The organism is Microbacterium sp. STRO-1N, assembly GCF_057748015.1.
Map to the genome: position 1 here is coordinate 2,116,261 of NZ_CM173234.1, position 13,082 is coordinate 2,129,342.

Genomic DNA, 13,082 nt, shown 5'->3' on the forward strand with positions numbered 1-13,082 from the left:
TGGTGATCGTCGTCGCCTGCCCCGGACAGGGCTCTCAGACCCCCGGCTTCCTCTCCCCTTGGCTCGAACTGGACGGCGTGGCCGAACGTCTCGCGGCGTACTCCGACGCGGCGCAGGTCGATCTCGTCCGGCACGGGACCGAATCGGATGCCGAGACCATCCGCGACACCCGCGTCGCCCAGCCGCTGATCGTCGCGGCATCCCTCATCGCCGGACAGGAGCTCGCGACGCGAGCCGGCCGTCGTGCCGACGGAATCGCCGGGCACTCCGTGGGTGAGATCGCCGCCCTCGTCGGCAGCGACGTGATCGATGCCGAAACCGGCATGCGCCTGGTCGGCATCCGAGGACGGGCGATGGCGGACGCGGCAGCGCAGGAGCCGACCGGCATGAGCGCCGTGCTCGGCGGTGACGAGGAAGCGCTGCTCGCCCGCCTGGCAGAACTCGACCTCGCCCCGGCCAACTACAACGGCGGCGGCCAGATCGTCGTCGCCGGCTCCCTCCCTGCCCTCGCTGCCCTCGCCGAGGAGCCTCTGCGGGGCACGCGCGTGATCCCGCTGCAGGTGGCCGGAGCATTCCACACGCCGTACATGCAGTCGGCCGTCGAGACGCTCCAAGACGCCGTGTCGGCTGTCCAGGCATCCGATCCGGCTCTGAAACTGTGGACCAACCGCGACGGATCCGTCGTGACGGACGGCGCACGCGCCCTCGAGCTGCTGGTCGGCCAGGTCGCCTCACCGGTGCGCTGGGATCTGTGCATGAACTCGTTCGTCGAGAACGGCATCGCCGGACTCATCGAACTCGCGCCGGCCGGCGCGCTCACAGGACTCGCCAAGCGCGGCCTCCGCGGCGTGCCGACCGTGGCAGTGAAGACCCCCGAAGATCTCGACGCAGCGGTAGAGCTGCTGAACGGAGCAGCCGCATGACCGCCACTCTGCAGCAGGTGACAGGCCCCGCCTACACCCGCATCTACGCCTTCGGTGCGGCCCGGGGCGAGAACGCCGTCCCCAATGAGGACATCATCGAGCCGATCAACTCGAGCGACGAGTGGATCCGCCAGCGCACCGGGATCATCACCCGTGCCCGCGCCGTCGCCGAGACCGATGCGATCGACCTCGCCACGGATGCGGCCGCAGAGGCGATCGAACGCAGCGGCGTCGACCCCGCCGACGTCGACCTGGTGATCGTCGCCACCATCAGCAACCCGAAGCAGTCTCCGTCCGTGTCGGCCATCGTGGCCGACCGCGTCGGCGCGAACCCGGCTGCGGCCTATGACATCAACGCGGCATGCGCCGGATACGCGTACGCAGTCGCGCAGGCCGACGCCCTCATCCGCGCGGGCGCTGCGCGCTATGCGCTCGTCATCGGCACCGAGAAGCTCTCCGACGTCGTCGATCCCACGGATCGCAGCATCTCGTTCCTGCTCGGCGACGGCGCTGGAGCGGCGCTCATCGGCCCCAGCGAGACGCCGGGCATCTCACCGGCCGTGTGGGGTTCCGACGGATCCAAGGCCGACGCTGTCGGCATGAACCACACGCTGACGGAGTTCCGCGACGGCGTCGCCCCCTGGCCTACGCTGCGTCAGGAGGGTCCGACCGTGTTCCGCTGGGCGGTCTGGGAGATGGCCAAGGTCGCACGCGAGGCGCTCGATGTCGCCGGTATCGAGGCGGCGGACCTCGCCGCGTTCATCCCGCACCAGGCGAACATGCGCATCATCGACGAGTTCGCGAAGCAGTTGAAGCTGCCGGAGACCACCGTGATCGCACGCGATATCGAGACCACGGGCAACACCTCGGCCGCATCGATCCCCCTCGCGAGCCACCGCCTGATGGCCGAGCATCCCGAACTGTCCGGCGGGCTCGCGCTGCAGATCGGCTTCGGCGCCGGCCTCGTCTTCGCGGCGCAGGTCGTCGTCCTCCCCTGATCCGTGCCCGTGGTTCTCTAGACTGTTCCACGGTTCCGATAACAACCCGCTAGAAAGAGGAAGACCACATGGCTTTCACCAACGATGAGGTCCTCGCCGGCCTCGCCGAGCTCATCACCGACGAGACGGGCATCAACGCCTCCGAGGTCGCGCTCGAGAAGTCCTTCACCGACGACCTCGACATCGACTCGATCTCGATGATGACGATCGTCGTCAACGCCGAGGAGAAGTTCGGCGTGACCATTCCCGACGACGAGGTCAAGAACCTCAAGACCGTCGGTGACGCGGTCAGCTTCATCGTCGCCGGCCAGGAGTAAGACCTGACGGATGCCACTCCCGCGGTCAGCGGGCGTGGCATCCTCCGGCTTGCGCCGCAACACCTGCTCGATTCCCCGCTCGAAGGAACCACACCCCATGACCAAGCGCATCGTCGTCACCGGCATCGGCGCCACGTCCGCGATCGGCGGCACGGCTCCGGAGAACTGGACCAATCTGCTCGCCGGCATGTCCGGAGGACGCACCCTCGAGCACGAATGGGTCGCTGAGCTCGAACTCCCGGTCACGTTCGCCGCCGAAGCGATCGTGCGCCCGGAAGAAGTGCTCGCACGCCCCGTTGCGAAGCGCCTCGACCCCTCGTCGCAGTTCGCTCTCATCGCCGCCATGGAGGCGTGGGAGGACGCCGGAGCCCCGGATGTCGACCCGGAGCGCCTCGGCGTCGATTTCGCCACCGGCATCGGCGGCGTGTGGACGCTGCTGGACGCCTGGGACACTCTGCGGGAGAAGGGCCCCCGTCGTGTCATGCCGATGACGGTCCCGATGCTCATGCCAAACTCGGCGGCAGGCAATCTCTCGCTGCACTTCACCGCACGCGCGTTCGCGCGCACCGTCGCCTCCGCGTGCGCCTCCAGCACCGAATCGCTCGTGAACGCCTACGAGCACCTGCAGGCAGGACTCGCGGATGTCGTGATCGCCGGCGGCACCGAATCGGCGATCCACCCCATCACGATCGCCTCGTTCGCATCGATGCAGGCGCTCTCGCGTCGCAACGACGACCCGGCCTCGGCCTCGCGCCCCTATTCCGTCGACCGGGACGGCTTCGTCATGGGCGAGGGCGCCGCCGTGCTGATCCTCGAGACCGAGGAGCACGCCAAGGCCCGCGGCGCGAAGATCTACGCCGAACTCGTCGGCGGCGGCGTCACCGCCGACGCCTACCACATCACCGCGAACGCCCCGGAGGGTGCGACCAGAGCGGTGAAGCTCGCCCTCGAGGCCGCCGGCCGCACGCCGGATGAGATCACGCACGTCAACGCGCACGCCACCTCGACCCCCGTCGGCGACCCGAACGAGTACACCGCCCTGAAGAACGTCATCGGCGACCGCGTGCACGAGGTGCCCGTCTCGGCGACGAAGGCATCCACCGGTCACCTCCTCGGCGGCACAGGCGCACTGGAGGCGATCTTCACCGTGCTCGCGATCCAGAACCGCGTCGCGCCTCCCACGATCAACCTGACGACGCAGGATCCGGAGATCCCGCTTCTCGTCTCCGGCGATCCGCAGCCACTCGGCGATGGCCCTCAGCTCGCGATCAGCAACTCGTTCGGCTTCGGCGGTCACAACGCGGTCGCCGCGTTCGCGGACTACGAGGGCTGATCCGCCCAGACGTCGGCCCCGCCCTGTGGGGCGGGGCCTTCATCGTACGGGGCGGGATTCGCGTTCTCAGCCTCCGGGATCACTCACCAAATTCCGATACCGACGCCTCCAGGCACCCCGGGTCCCTGTGCCGGCGTCAGCCGACCTTGTGCAGCCAGACGACGCGCGCGTCATCGCTCGCGTGGCGGAACGGTTCGAGCTCCTCGTCCCATGCGGAGCCGAGTGCGACATCCAGTTCGCGCTGCAGCTCGATGGCGTTTCCGGCAGCGATCTCCATCGCGTAGCGGATCCGATCCTCGCCGATGACGATGTTGCCCGCGGCGTCCGTCTGCGCGTAGTGGATGCCGAGGTCCGGCGTGTGCAGCCAGCGACCGCCATCGCTGCGCGGTGTCGGGTCCTCGGTGACCTCGAAGCGCAGATGCTCCCACCCGCGGATCGCAGTGGCGAGAGCGGCACCGGTACCGACCGGACCGTCCCAGTAGAACTCGGCACGGCGGGATCCTTCAAGGACGGGCTGCTCGACCCAGTCGAAGTTCACTGCACGACCGATAGCGCGTCCCACCGCCCATTCGAGGTGCGGGCAGAGCGCGCGAGGTGCGGAGTGGATGTAAACCACTCCGCGTGCGTAAGCCGTCGCCATGATCTCTCCGTTTCATCAGGTGCGTCTTCCCCAACGACCTGAACCCCACGAAGAAGTGGCGAGAATATGCGGTTATGCGCCCATTCTCATACACGAAGGCGGAAATCACAAGCATGTGATTCCCGCCTTCGCGTGAGATGAGGAGAGACTCAGGCCTCGCTCATCGCCTGCTTGACCTGCTGGCCCTTTGCCGCGTAGTAGGCGGCACGCGCGGCATCCTTGCGGGCCTGCTCGGCGTATCCGGCCTCGAGCACGTCCTGAGCGACCTCGAACTGGGTGTGCTCGCTCGTGCCGTTGTACTTCTCGATGTAGGCGTCGAGCTCGGGGCCGGAGGTCCACGAGGTGATCAGGTTGTACCGCGGCTCCGTCCCGACGTGCGTGGCGGCGTGCCAGAGCCGCTGGGTGTCGATGATGAGCTGAGCGCCGGCCGGCAGCGCGATGCGCACCTCGCCGGCGGGATCGGTGCGGTTCTCGCGCAGGACGAAGAAGCTGTCCTTGTCGTCCGTGAGGTTGAAGAATCCGCGCACCACCCAGCCGGTGCCGTCAGGGTTCAGGCGGTTGTTGTCATCCTGGTGAAGGTTGTAGAGGCACTCGCCGTAGGTGTTCGGCTGCAGCTCGATGACGCGGCAGCGACCCACGTTGGCTCCCGGCTCCTGCGCGCGGCGCGTGAGGTTCGGGGCCTTGGCGGTCTGCGCGTCGATCCAGACGCCGTCCTTGTCGGTGCGCGGCGGCTTGTGGTTCCAGAAGCCGTTGCACTCGATCTCGCCCTTGGCGCTCGCGAGCGGCGCGAAGCGCGTGTCGCCGGAGGACTTCCAGTCGACGTACTCGATGTCGAGCCATTCCTTGGGGTCGAGAGCCTGGTTGTAACTGTCGAGCACGACGAAGCCGGTCTCTTCGAGGGCTTCGGACTTGATGTATCCCATGATCTGAGTCATGTTCCTTTCATCGGGGGCCAGCACGTTTTAACAGGCCCTGATAAGGCAAGCCTAACAGCGACGCCTGCGCCGACCACGGAGCGCGACCGTGCAAAATCCGCCCGGGCTAGACTCGATCAGGCGGGTCTCGGACTCCCGCTTTCTCCGGAGGCATCACTCAGTCATGGCAATGGCCACCAATGTCGAAGCGACCGCAGTAAACACGATCGAATGGCTCGCCGCCCCCGGCACGACGATCGTCGTGCCGGTCTACCAGCGCCAGTACCGCTGGGACATCGGTGCGTGCGAGCGACTGCTGTCGGACGTCAGAGCGGTCGCCGGCGAAGACGATGCGCATCGGCATTTCATCGGCTCGATCCTGTCGGCTCAGGATGCCTCGGACACCGATCTGATCCTGATCGACGGTCAGCAGCGCATCACGACGCTGATGCTGCTGATCGCGGCCCTCCACCACGCCGTGCGCGGTCACGACGAGACCATGGCCGCGGAACTCGAGCGCGTGCTCGTCCGCGCCGACGATGCCAGCCGGACGAAACTGCGACCGCATCATGCCTGGGCGGAGCTGTACGAGACGGTCGTGCTGGACCGCCGGGACGATGCGGACCGCGAATCCCGGTTCGATGACAACTACGCCTTCTTCCGCAGCCAGGTGCACGCGGACGAGGCGCCGCGCATCTGGCGAGGACTGAAGAAGCTGGAACACGTCTCGATCACCCTCGGACCGCAGGCCAACGCGCAGCAGATCTTCGAGAGCCTGAACTCCACCGGTGAACCCCTGCGCGACCACGAGCTGATCCACAATTACATCCTGATGGGGCTCACGCACGCCGAGCAGTTGGACGTCGAAGAGCGCTTCTGGCTTCCGATCGAGCGGCACACCGGCGAGACCATCGGCGCATTCTGGCGTCATTACCTCGTCATGCGCACCGGTCGAGAGGTCGCCGCAAACGGTGAGCACGGCGTGTACAGCGCGTTCCGGCGTTCCTTCCCCCGCGTGGACGTCGCGCACCTCGAGGCGGATGCCGAGGCGTGGCGTCACTTCGCCGAGATCTACGGCAGCCTGTTGGATCCCGCGCAGGAGCAGGATGCCGGAATCCGGCAGCAGCTGCAGTTCGTGAACACGTTCGGTCGCGCCGCCTACCCACTGGTGATGAGCGCGTACAGCGACCATGCGCGAGGGCTGATCGAGCGTCACGAACTCATCGAGACGCTGGAGTGGGTGCAGGCGATGTACCTGCGCCGTGCGATCGTGAATCTGCCGACCGACCGGCTCATCGCCCGGCTATGCAGGGCACGGACCTCCGGTCGCGATTCGCTGATGCGCGCGTTCGCACGCATCACCCCGTCGGACGAGCGCGTCAGCGCCGTGCTCAAGTACGGTGAGCTCCCCCACGCCGCGTACGTCCTCGGCCGGCTCGAGGACGTCGAGGATGCTGCGAACTTCGATCTCGAGCACATCGTTCCGACGGCGCCCGGAGACACCTGGTCTGGCGACGGAGACCGCACCTGGAACGACCTGACGGAGGACGAGCAGAACAGTCATCGCGCGCTCGCGCCGACGCTCGGCAACCTGACGCTGCTGGAGCAGTCGCTCGCCGAGAGGGTGTTCGGAGCATCCTTCCCCGAGAAGCAGCACGACGCCTACGCGCGCAGCGAGGTCGCCGCCACCCGCGATCTGGCAGGTCTGGAGAGCTGGGGAACCGCCGCGATCACCCGGCGAACCGTGCGGCTGACCGCCGATCTCGTGCGGATCTGGGCGCGCCCCGAGCTTCCGGAGATCGACGACGACGGGCTGACACCGATCCTGGACGCGGTCCGTCGGCGCGGGTGGCCGGCGGGATGGGACCGCGAATTCTCGTACGTCGAGTATCGGGGCGAGCACTGGGATGTGCGCGATGTGAAGTATCTCTTCAACCGGGTGTTCCGGCGGGCGTGGACCGATGACCGCTCAGCCGCGCTCGCCTACAGCGCACGTCGCGGCGGGCCGATCTACGACGAGATGGCCTGGAAAGGCCAGTGGGATGAGTTGCACGACTCCCACTTCCTCTACATGGGCTGGGACTCGAACTACATGATGAGCGCCGTCCAGGGTGTGCTCGAGGAGTCCGGCATCGCGTCCGAGGTGTTCGTCAAGTACTCCTACATCGGCGATGTGATGTGATGCGGCAGAAGAATCCGATTCGCCCCGCCGCACCGGCACGGGAATCCACCGACCCGTTCGAGCAGGAGTTCGCCGGCATCGCGCTCGGCTGGGACGATCGGTCAGCGCGCGAATGCGAATGCGACCACGGCGACGACGAGGCGTACGCCGCGTGCGGTCGCCGGGCGAAGTGGCGGGTGACGATCGACTGCACCTGCGGCGAGAACCATCCGCGCACGGTGGAGTTGCTGTGCACGAAGTGCCTGCGCACCGCGCGCGAGGACCTCGGCGACGAATCGATCACCGCGCGTCCGCTGTAACCGGAACGACTGCACAAGCTCGTCGGGCCTACTCCGACAAGACAGGCGCGTCAACCCGCTGGGCCGTCCTCTCGTCGATTCCTAGTGTGGGAGATCCCACGACGAGAGGAGCCGACGATGTCGAACCAGTACCCGCCCCCGTTCCCGATCCAGCCCGACGATGCGGATGCCGAGACACCCGTCACGCGCGAGGTCGACGACCGCGAAGTCCTCGATGAGGACATCGACGCTGATCGGATCGACAGCGCCGAAGCGGACCGACTGGCCGCCGGAGCGGCCGAGGAGGAGGATCTGTGAGCATTCCTGGAACTCCGGAGGAACAATCCGGCGAGGCGATGCCGTCCGATGAGGAGCTGAAAGAACCGAGCACCGAGAAAGAGCCGGCCGACGAGCCCAAGGCGCCGTCGCGCACGGAGCCCGAACCGAGCCACGAGGCCGTCGGCATCGGCATCATCGGACGGCCTCAGGTCGAACCGGACGCCTCGGAGGAGGAAGCTGGTGGGGCCGGTGGGACTTGAACCCACGATCGTCGGGTTATGAGCCCGCTGCCTTGACCAGCTTGGCCACGGCCCCGTAGAACAACAGCCTATCGGTGCTGCGCCATGGCTACCGAGCGCGCGCCGCCTCATGCGTGACGACATGCTCGAGATAGATTCGGGCGTTCGCGAGCAGCCCGGCCTTCTCCTCGTCGGTGAGAGCGCGGCGCACCTTGGCAGGGACGCCGGCCACCAGCGAACCGTCGGGAACCTCGGTGCCGCCGAGCACGACCGCGCCGCCGGCGATGAGGCATCCGGCTCCGATCACGGCACCGGACAGCACGACGGCTCCCATGCCGACCAGGGAGCCGTCTCCGATCGTGCACCCGTGCACGACGGCGTTGTGGCCGACCGATACGTCGCGTCCGATGATCGCAGGATGCCCGCTGTCGACGTGGACGGAGACGTTGTCCTGCAGGTTGCTCCCTGCGCCGACCCGGATGGGTGCCGAGTCGGCTCGCAGGACGGCGTTGTACCAGACGCTGGAACCGGCCTCGAGCGCGACGTCGCCGACGATGCGCGCACCGTCGGCGACGAACACATCCGGCGCGATCTCTGGCGCGCACTCCGGCAGTGCGATGACGGATGCCGAAGGCGAGATGCTCATAAGGCGAGACTACCCTCAGATGCCCGGATTTCCGCGGGAATCCGAGGTCGTAAGCCGAGCCTCAGCTTGCTTGCGGAATGTCTGAGGCTGAGTACGGTTGTGTTCATCAGGTACGAAGAAGACGTCCGGGAGGAACCAGAATGAGCAAGGCACAGACCATCTCCACGACCGCCAGCGACCCCACGGTCGCCGCAGCAGCCGCACAGTTCCTCTCGCCGGTCGTGCTCGGCCTGCAGGCTCTCACGATCAACGGCAAGCAGGCGCACTGGCACGTGCGCGGCGCCAACTTCATCGGCGTGCACGAACTGCTCGACACGATCGTCGCCCACGCCGGCGACTTCGCCGACACCGCGGCTGAGCGCATCGTCGCTCTGGGCCTGCCGATCGACGCCCGCGTCAGTGCCGTCGCCGCCAAGGCTCCGAACACCGGTGTGCCCGCCGGCTTCACGCAGTCCGACGACATCATCCGCGCCATCGTCGCGGACATCGACGCGATCCTGGTCGACGCGAAGGCTGCCATCGACGGCCTCGACGAGATCGATCTCACCAGCCAGGACGTCGCGATCGAGATCATGCGCGGCCTCGAGAAGGACCGCTGGTTCCTCGTCTCACACGTCGCGGCGTAAGCACCTCTCGAACGCCCCGGGATCGTATCCCGGGGCGTTCGTCGTCTCAGGACTCGTGCGTGACGCGGCCACCGAGAAGCGTGGCATGCACCGGCATCCTGCGCAGCTGCTCACCATCCGCTGAGCGAGGGTCGGCATCGCACACCGCGAGGTCCGCGCGATCGCCCGGACGGACCGCGGTCCGCACGCTCGCTGCGATCGCCTCGTCGACGCTCAGCCGCTCCTCCGGATGCAAGGGTTCACGCGCATCGTCGGTTCGCGATACGGCGGCCGCGATCGCCGCCCATGGGTCCAGAGGAGACACCGGAGCATCCGATCCCAGGCGCAGCTCGACGCCGGACCGCAGGAGCGACGCCAGCGGGTACGCGATCCCCGTCTGGTCGGCCCAGAGCCTCGCCGCCATGTCGCGGTCGTCCAGTGCGTGCTGCGGCTGGACGCTGGCGACCAGGCCCAGCCGCGCCATGCGCGACAGATCCGCATGACGCAGGAGCTGGGCATGCTCGATCGTCCCGGCAGCGCCGACGAGTGCGAAGGCGTCGAGCGCGGATGCCGCCGCGCGATCGCCGATCGCATGCACCGAAGCCTCCAGCCCCGCCCCGGTCGCACGCGTGAGAAGCTCGATCAACTCGGGTTGCTCCACGGTCATCACCCCGTGCCCCTCACCGGGATACGGATGCGAGCACGCTGCGGTCCTGGTGCCCAGCGACCCGTCGCTGATGACCTTCAGCCGTCCCATCGTCGCGAGTCCGTCGCGGCCGAGAGCATCTCCGGTCCGCAGTCCGGCCTCGATCGCACGATCCAGGTCCATCGGGTAGACGGCGAACTCGACGCGGTGGGCGTCGAACCCCGCAGCGACCCGTCGCGCCCAGGCCTCCGCGTTCCACGCCATGTCGAAATCGACGAGACCGGTGATGCCCCGCGCCGCGGCCTGCGCGCCCGCCGCGCGAACCGCGGCATCCGCGTGATCGGGATCGACGGAGTCAAGCCGACGGGAGATCTCGAACGCGTCCTCTTCGCGCAGCACCCCGTCCGGCGTCCGGTAGCCCTCGCGGGCGAGCGCGGCCGAGTTCAGCCACACACTGTGCACGTCCGCGTTGATGAGATACGTCGGCGCATCCGCTGTCGCGGCATCCAGCACCGCGAGCTCAGGGGCGTCCGGCCAGAGCGCGTCGCGGAAGCCTCTGCCGATGCGTCGACCGTCCGGGCCGACGGCCACCGACGCCATCAGGGCGGCGGCTTCCCGCGCCGACGCCGCGTCCCCCAGCCATTTCCGGTCGGATGTCAGCGCCCACTGCACGGTGTGCACGTGGTTGTCCCAGAGACCGGGGAGGACCCACGCCCCCTGGGCATCCAGGACCCGTCCGGTCAGAGCGATCGCTCCCGTGGGCGCGATGTCGACGATCAGGCCGTCACGGATCATGACATCGACGGGCCCGTCGTCGAAGAGGAACTCGCGTCCGGGGCCGGCGATCCGCACCGCCCGCAGCGCGTCGAGGTCCGCCCCGATCACGAGCCAGCCCGGGTGCGGGCGTCCTGCGCCCGGCGCATCTCCGCCGCCAGAGCCGGATTCGCGTACACGCCGTCGCCCTGCAGCTCGGCGATCACGTTCTCGATCGTCTCCGCATCCTTGTTCTGGCTGAGCTTGCGCTTCGCGACCACTCCGGTCGGCGTGAGACGGAACCCGATCGTCCCCGCTTCGAGGCGACGCACGAACGCGTCGTCGTTGGGACGCTCCCACATGAGCCGCGGGTCGGGCATCCGGGATTCGAAGCGCTCGACGAGGCGGTCCAGGACTCGAAGGTTCTCCTCGGTGCTGAGGAGTTCCGGCACTCCGGACAGATGGACGGCCGTGTAGTTCCAGGTCGGCACGCTCGCCGTCTCGGGGGCGTACCATCCCGGCGAGATGTACCCGTGCGGGCCCTGGAACACCACGAGCAGCTCGCGTCCGCCGAGGCCGTGGACCATGTCATCGGGCCGGCCGACGTGGCCGACGATCGTCAGATCATCGCGGGCTTCGTCGAGCATCACGACGTAGTGCGACGCGACCAGTCCGTCATCGCCGGCGCTGACGAGCGTCGCCCAGGGGTTCTGTTCGATCACCCGCCGCATCTCGGCGACATCGGCGAGGGTGAAGCTGGGGTTCTGACGCATACGACCAGACTACGACCGCGGCGGCTGTCCGGAACGGCCGCCGCGGTCGCCTGCGCGCTACTTGGTCTCGACGACCGGGACGGCCTGGGTCTTCCAGTCCTCGAACCCCTTGTCGCCGGCCATGAAGGCGTTGACCTCGGCCGTGCTGGCACGCAGCTTCGGGTCGTTGTCGAGGTACTTCTTGGTCTCCCTCGCGATCAGGCCCGAGAGCACGAGCAGTCCGATGAGGTTCGGCAACGCCATCAGCCCGTTCATCACGTCGGAGAACGCCCACACGACGCCGAGCTGAACCGTGCATCCGACGAACACCACGAGGGAGAACACGATGCGGAACGGCATGACCGCCTTGATTCCCAGCAGGCGCTCGATGCAGCGCTCGCCGTAGTACGACCAGCCGAGGATCGTGGATCCCGCGAACAGCACGAGGCCGATCGTGACGATGTAATGGCCCCATTCCCCCGGCAGCCCGTGCGAGAAGGCCTCCCCCGTCATCAGCGCCGGGCTGATCGGCTCTCCTGTCTCGGGGTCCGTCATCTTCCAGACCCCCGTGGTCACGATCACGAGGCCCGTGCAGGTGACGACGATGATCGTGTCGATGAACGTCTGCGTCATCGAGACGAGCCCCTGCCGGACCGGGTGGCTCGTCTTAGCCGCCGCAGCCGCGATCGCCGCCGAGCCCATGCCGGATTCGTTCGAGAAGATGCCTCGTGCCACGCCGAGCTGCACAGCGATGATGATCGCGGAGCCGGCGAAGCCGCCGATCGGCGCGGTGCCGGTGAACGCATCCGTGAAGATCTGCGCGAAGGCTGCGGGTACATCGGCGATGTTGACGATCAGGATGTAGAGGGCGCCCAGCACGTAGAAGATGATCATGATCGGAACGAGTCCGGCGGTCACGCGTCCGATCGACTTGATCCCGCCGACGAGGACGACCAGTGCGAACGCCGTGAGGACGAGACCGGTGACCCAGGTCGGCACCTGGAAGCTGTTCTCCATGTTGGAGGCGATCGAGTTGCCCTGCGTCATGTTTCCGATGCCGAAGGACGCGAGCACTGCGGCGATCGCGAAGAACAGGGCGAGGAACTTCCCGAACCGGTTCGGGATGCCCCGCTCCAGGTAGTACTGCGGCCCACCGGACTTCTCACCCGCGGCGTCCGTCTTGCGGAACCGTACGCCCAGGAACGCCTCGGAGTATTTGGAGGCCATGCCGAGCAGGCCGGTGACCCACATCCAGAACAGCGCGCCAGGGCCGCCGATGCCGATCGCGGTGGCCACCCCGACGATGTTCCCCGTGCCGACGGTCGCCGCAAGCGCCGTCGTCAGTGCCTGGAACTGCGAGATGTCGCCGTCCGAACCGGGGTCCTTGCGGGTGAACAGCCCGAGACGCAGCGCCGCTCCGAGTCGCAGGAACTGGAGTCCGCCGAGGCGGATCGTCAGGTACAGGCCGGTTCCCAGCAGCAGCGGGATGAGGAGGTACGGCCCCCAGACGATGCCGCTGAGCCAGGTGAGGAAGCCTTCGACTCCGGTGAGATCCATGGATGCTCCTATCGTGCGTC

The 13,082-nt window shown here is 67.7% G+C and carries 15 protein-coding genes and 1 tRNA gene; 9 read left to right on the plus strand and 7 right to left on the minus strand.

The window, feature by feature from the left end; all coding sequences use genetic code 11:
• The first annotated feature begins 2 nt into the window (after positions 1–2).
• The 4 genes from AC3ANJ_RS10155 (at position 3) to AC3ANJ_RS10170 (ending at position 3,571) form a co-directional block, all read left to right on the plus strand.
• Positions 3–923: an ACP S-malonyltransferase gene (locus AC3ANJ_RS10155; protein ID WP_488316209.1), complete on the plus strand. Its 921-nt coding sequence runs from the start codon at positions 3–5 to the stop codon at positions 921–923.
• Positions 920–1,921, plus strand: a complete 1,002-nt coding sequence (locus tag AC3ANJ_RS10160; RefSeq protein WP_488316210.1) for a beta-ketoacyl-ACP synthase III — start codon at positions 920–922, stop codon at positions 1,919–1,921. The genes AC3ANJ_RS10155 and AC3ANJ_RS10160 overlap by 4 nt, the downstream gene beginning before the upstream one ends.
• 68 nt (positions 1,922–1,989) lie before the next feature.
• The gene (locus tag AC3ANJ_RS10165) at positions 1,990–2,238 is read left to right on the plus strand and encodes an acyl carrier protein (RefSeq protein ID WP_017830435.1); all 249 of its coding nucleotides are present in this window, start codon (positions 1,990–1,992) and stop codon (positions 2,236–2,238) included.
• A gap of 97 nt (positions 2,239–2,335) precedes the next feature.
• Positions 2,336–3,571, plus strand: a complete 1,236-nt coding sequence (locus tag AC3ANJ_RS10170) for a beta-ketoacyl-[acyl-carrier-protein] synthase family protein (protein WP_406250140.1) — start codon at positions 2,336–2,338, stop codon at positions 3,569–3,571.
• A gap of 136 nt (positions 3,572–3,707) precedes the next feature.
• On the opposite strand, the gene AC3ANJ_RS10175 is transcribed toward AC3ANJ_RS10170, so the two are convergent.
• Both AC3ANJ_RS10175 and AC3ANJ_RS10180 read right to left on the minus strand, forming a co-directional pair.
• Positions 3,708–4,211, minus strand: a complete 504-nt coding sequence (locus AC3ANJ_RS10175) for a DUF3145 domain-containing protein (RefSeq protein ID WP_406250138.1) — start codon at positions 4,209–4,211, stop codon at positions 3,708–3,710.
• Positions 4,212–4,360: 149 nt separating this feature from the next.
• Positions 4,361–5,134: a hypothetical protein gene (locus AC3ANJ_RS10180; RefSeq protein ID WP_488319263.1), complete on the minus strand. Its 774-nt coding sequence runs from the start codon at positions 5,132–5,134 to the stop codon at positions 4,361–4,363.
• 175 nt (positions 5,135–5,309) lie between these two features.
• Here AC3ANJ_RS10180 and AC3ANJ_RS10185 point away from each other — a divergent pair, with 175 nt between their 5' ends.
• The 4 genes from AC3ANJ_RS10185 to AC3ANJ_RS10200 all read left to right on the plus strand — a co-directional run bounded on the left by AC3ANJ_RS10185 (position 5,310) and on the right by AC3ANJ_RS10200 (position 8,124).
• Positions 5,310–7,307 carry a DUF262 domain-containing protein gene (locus AC3ANJ_RS10185; RefSeq protein WP_488316211.1) on the plus strand — a complete coding sequence of 666 codons (1,998 nt, stop codon included), beginning with the start codon at positions 5,310–5,312 and terminating at the stop codon, positions 7,305–7,307.
• Positions 7,307–7,606 (plus strand): hypothetical protein, encoded by a 300-nt coding sequence (locus tag AC3ANJ_RS10190; RefSeq protein WP_488316212.1) that lies wholly within the window; start codon positions 7,307–7,309, stop codon positions 7,604–7,606. The genes AC3ANJ_RS10185 and AC3ANJ_RS10190 overlap by 1 nt, the downstream gene beginning before the upstream one ends.
• Positions 7,607–7,723: 117 nt before the next feature.
• Positions 7,724–7,903 carry a hypothetical protein gene (locus AC3ANJ_RS10195; RefSeq protein WP_488316213.1) on the plus strand — a complete coding sequence of 60 codons (180 nt, stop codon included), beginning with the start codon at positions 7,724–7,726 and terminating at the stop codon, positions 7,901–7,903.
• Positions 7,900–8,124 carry a hypothetical protein gene (locus tag AC3ANJ_RS10200; RefSeq protein ID WP_488316214.1) on the plus strand — a complete coding sequence of 75 codons (225 nt, stop codon included), beginning with the start codon at positions 7,900–7,902 and terminating at the stop codon, positions 8,122–8,124. Before AC3ANJ_RS10195 ends, AC3ANJ_RS10200 begins: the two co-directional genes overlap by 4 nt.
• On the opposite strand, the gene AC3ANJ_RS10205 is transcribed toward AC3ANJ_RS10200, so the two are convergent.
• Positions 8,103–8,179, minus strand: a tRNA-Ile gene (locus tag AC3ANJ_RS10205). The two genes, AC3ANJ_RS10200 and AC3ANJ_RS10205, sit on opposite strands and share 22 nt — an antisense overlap.
• A 33-nt stretch (positions 8,180–8,212) precedes the next feature.
• Complete coding sequence (locus AC3ANJ_RS10210; RefSeq protein WP_488316215.1) at positions 8,213–8,749, minus strand: gamma carbonic anhydrase family protein; 537 nt, start codon at positions 8,747–8,749, stop codon at positions 8,213–8,215.
• Between the two features lie 140 nt (positions 8,750–8,889).
• Between AC3ANJ_RS10210 and AC3ANJ_RS10215 the strand changes: the two genes are divergently transcribed.
• Positions 8,890–9,375: a Dps family protein gene (locus AC3ANJ_RS10215; RefSeq protein ID WP_488316216.1), complete on the plus strand. Its 486-nt coding sequence runs from the start codon at positions 8,890–8,892 to the stop codon at positions 9,373–9,375.
• 46 nt (positions 9,376–9,421) lie between these two features.
• On the opposite strand, the gene AC3ANJ_RS10220 is transcribed toward AC3ANJ_RS10215, so the two are convergent.
• The 3 genes from AC3ANJ_RS10220 to AC3ANJ_RS10230 are packed head-to-tail and all read right to left on the minus strand — an operon-like array spanning position 9,422 to position 13,062.
• Positions 9,422–10,885, minus strand: coding sequence for an amidohydrolase (locus tag AC3ANJ_RS10220; RefSeq protein ID WP_488316217.1), 1,464 nt, complete (start codon positions 10,883–10,885; stop codon positions 9,422–9,424).
• Positions 10,882–11,526: an FMN-binding negative transcriptional regulator gene (locus tag AC3ANJ_RS10225; RefSeq protein ID WP_488316218.1), complete on the minus strand. Its 645-nt coding sequence runs from the start codon at positions 11,524–11,526 to the stop codon at positions 10,882–10,884. The genes AC3ANJ_RS10220 and AC3ANJ_RS10225 overlap by 4 nt, the downstream gene beginning before the upstream one ends.
• Positions 11,527–11,583: 57 nt before the next feature.
• Entirely contained in the window at positions 11,584–13,062 is a 1,479-nt protein-coding gene (locus AC3ANJ_RS10230) for an alanine/glycine:cation symporter family protein (RefSeq protein ID WP_488316219.1), read from the minus strand.
• Between the last annotated feature and the right edge of the window lie 20 nt (positions 13,063–13,082).

Excerpts from the sequence above, each read along its gene's own strand:
- AC3ANJ_RS10190 (WP_488316212.1), top strand. The coding sequence starts at position 7,307 with ATGCGGCAGAAGAATCCGATTCGCCCCGCCGCACCGGCACGGGAATCC.
- AC3ANJ_RS10175 (WP_406250138.1), bottom strand. The coding sequence starts at position 4,211 with ATGGCGACGGCTTACGCACGCGGAGTGGTTTACATCCACTCCGCACCT.
- AC3ANJ_RS10230 (WP_488316219.1), bottom strand. The coding sequence starts at position 13,062 with ATGGATCTCACCGGAGTCGAAGGCTTCCTCACCTGGCTCAGCGGCATC.
- AC3ANJ_RS10165 (WP_017830435.1), top strand. The coding sequence starts at position 1,990 with ATGGCTTTCACCAACGATGAGGTCCTCGCCGGCCTCGCCGAGCTCATC.
- AC3ANJ_RS10210 (WP_488316215.1), bottom strand. The coding sequence starts at position 8,749 with ATGAGCATCTCGCCTTCGGCATCCGTCATCGCACTGCCGGAGTGCGCG.
- AC3ANJ_RS10160 (WP_488316210.1), top strand. The coding sequence starts at position 920 with ATGACCGCCACTCTGCAGCAGGTGACAGGCCCCGCCTACACCCGCATC.
- AC3ANJ_RS10215 (WP_488316216.1), top strand. The coding sequence starts at position 8,890 with ATGAGCAAGGCACAGACCATCTCCACGACCGCCAGCGACCCCACGGTC.
- AC3ANJ_RS10185 (WP_488316211.1), top strand. The coding sequence starts at position 5,310 with ATGGCAATGGCCACCAATGTCGAAGCGACCGCAGTAAACACGATCGAA.
- AC3ANJ_RS10195 (WP_488316213.1), top strand. The coding sequence starts at position 7,724 with ATGTCGAACCAGTACCCGCCCCCGTTCCCGATCCAGCCCGACGATGCG.
- AC3ANJ_RS10180 (WP_488319263.1), bottom strand. The coding sequence starts at position 5,134 with ATGGGATACATCAAGTCCGAAGCCCTCGAAGAGACCGGCTTCGTCGTG.
- AC3ANJ_RS10170 (WP_406250140.1), top strand. The coding sequence starts at position 2,336 with ATGACCAAGCGCATCGTCGTCACCGGCATCGGCGCCACGTCCGCGATC.
- AC3ANJ_RS10225 (WP_488316218.1), bottom strand. The coding sequence starts at position 11,526 with ATGCGTCAGAACCCCAGCTTCACCCTCGCCGATGTCGCCGAGATGCGG.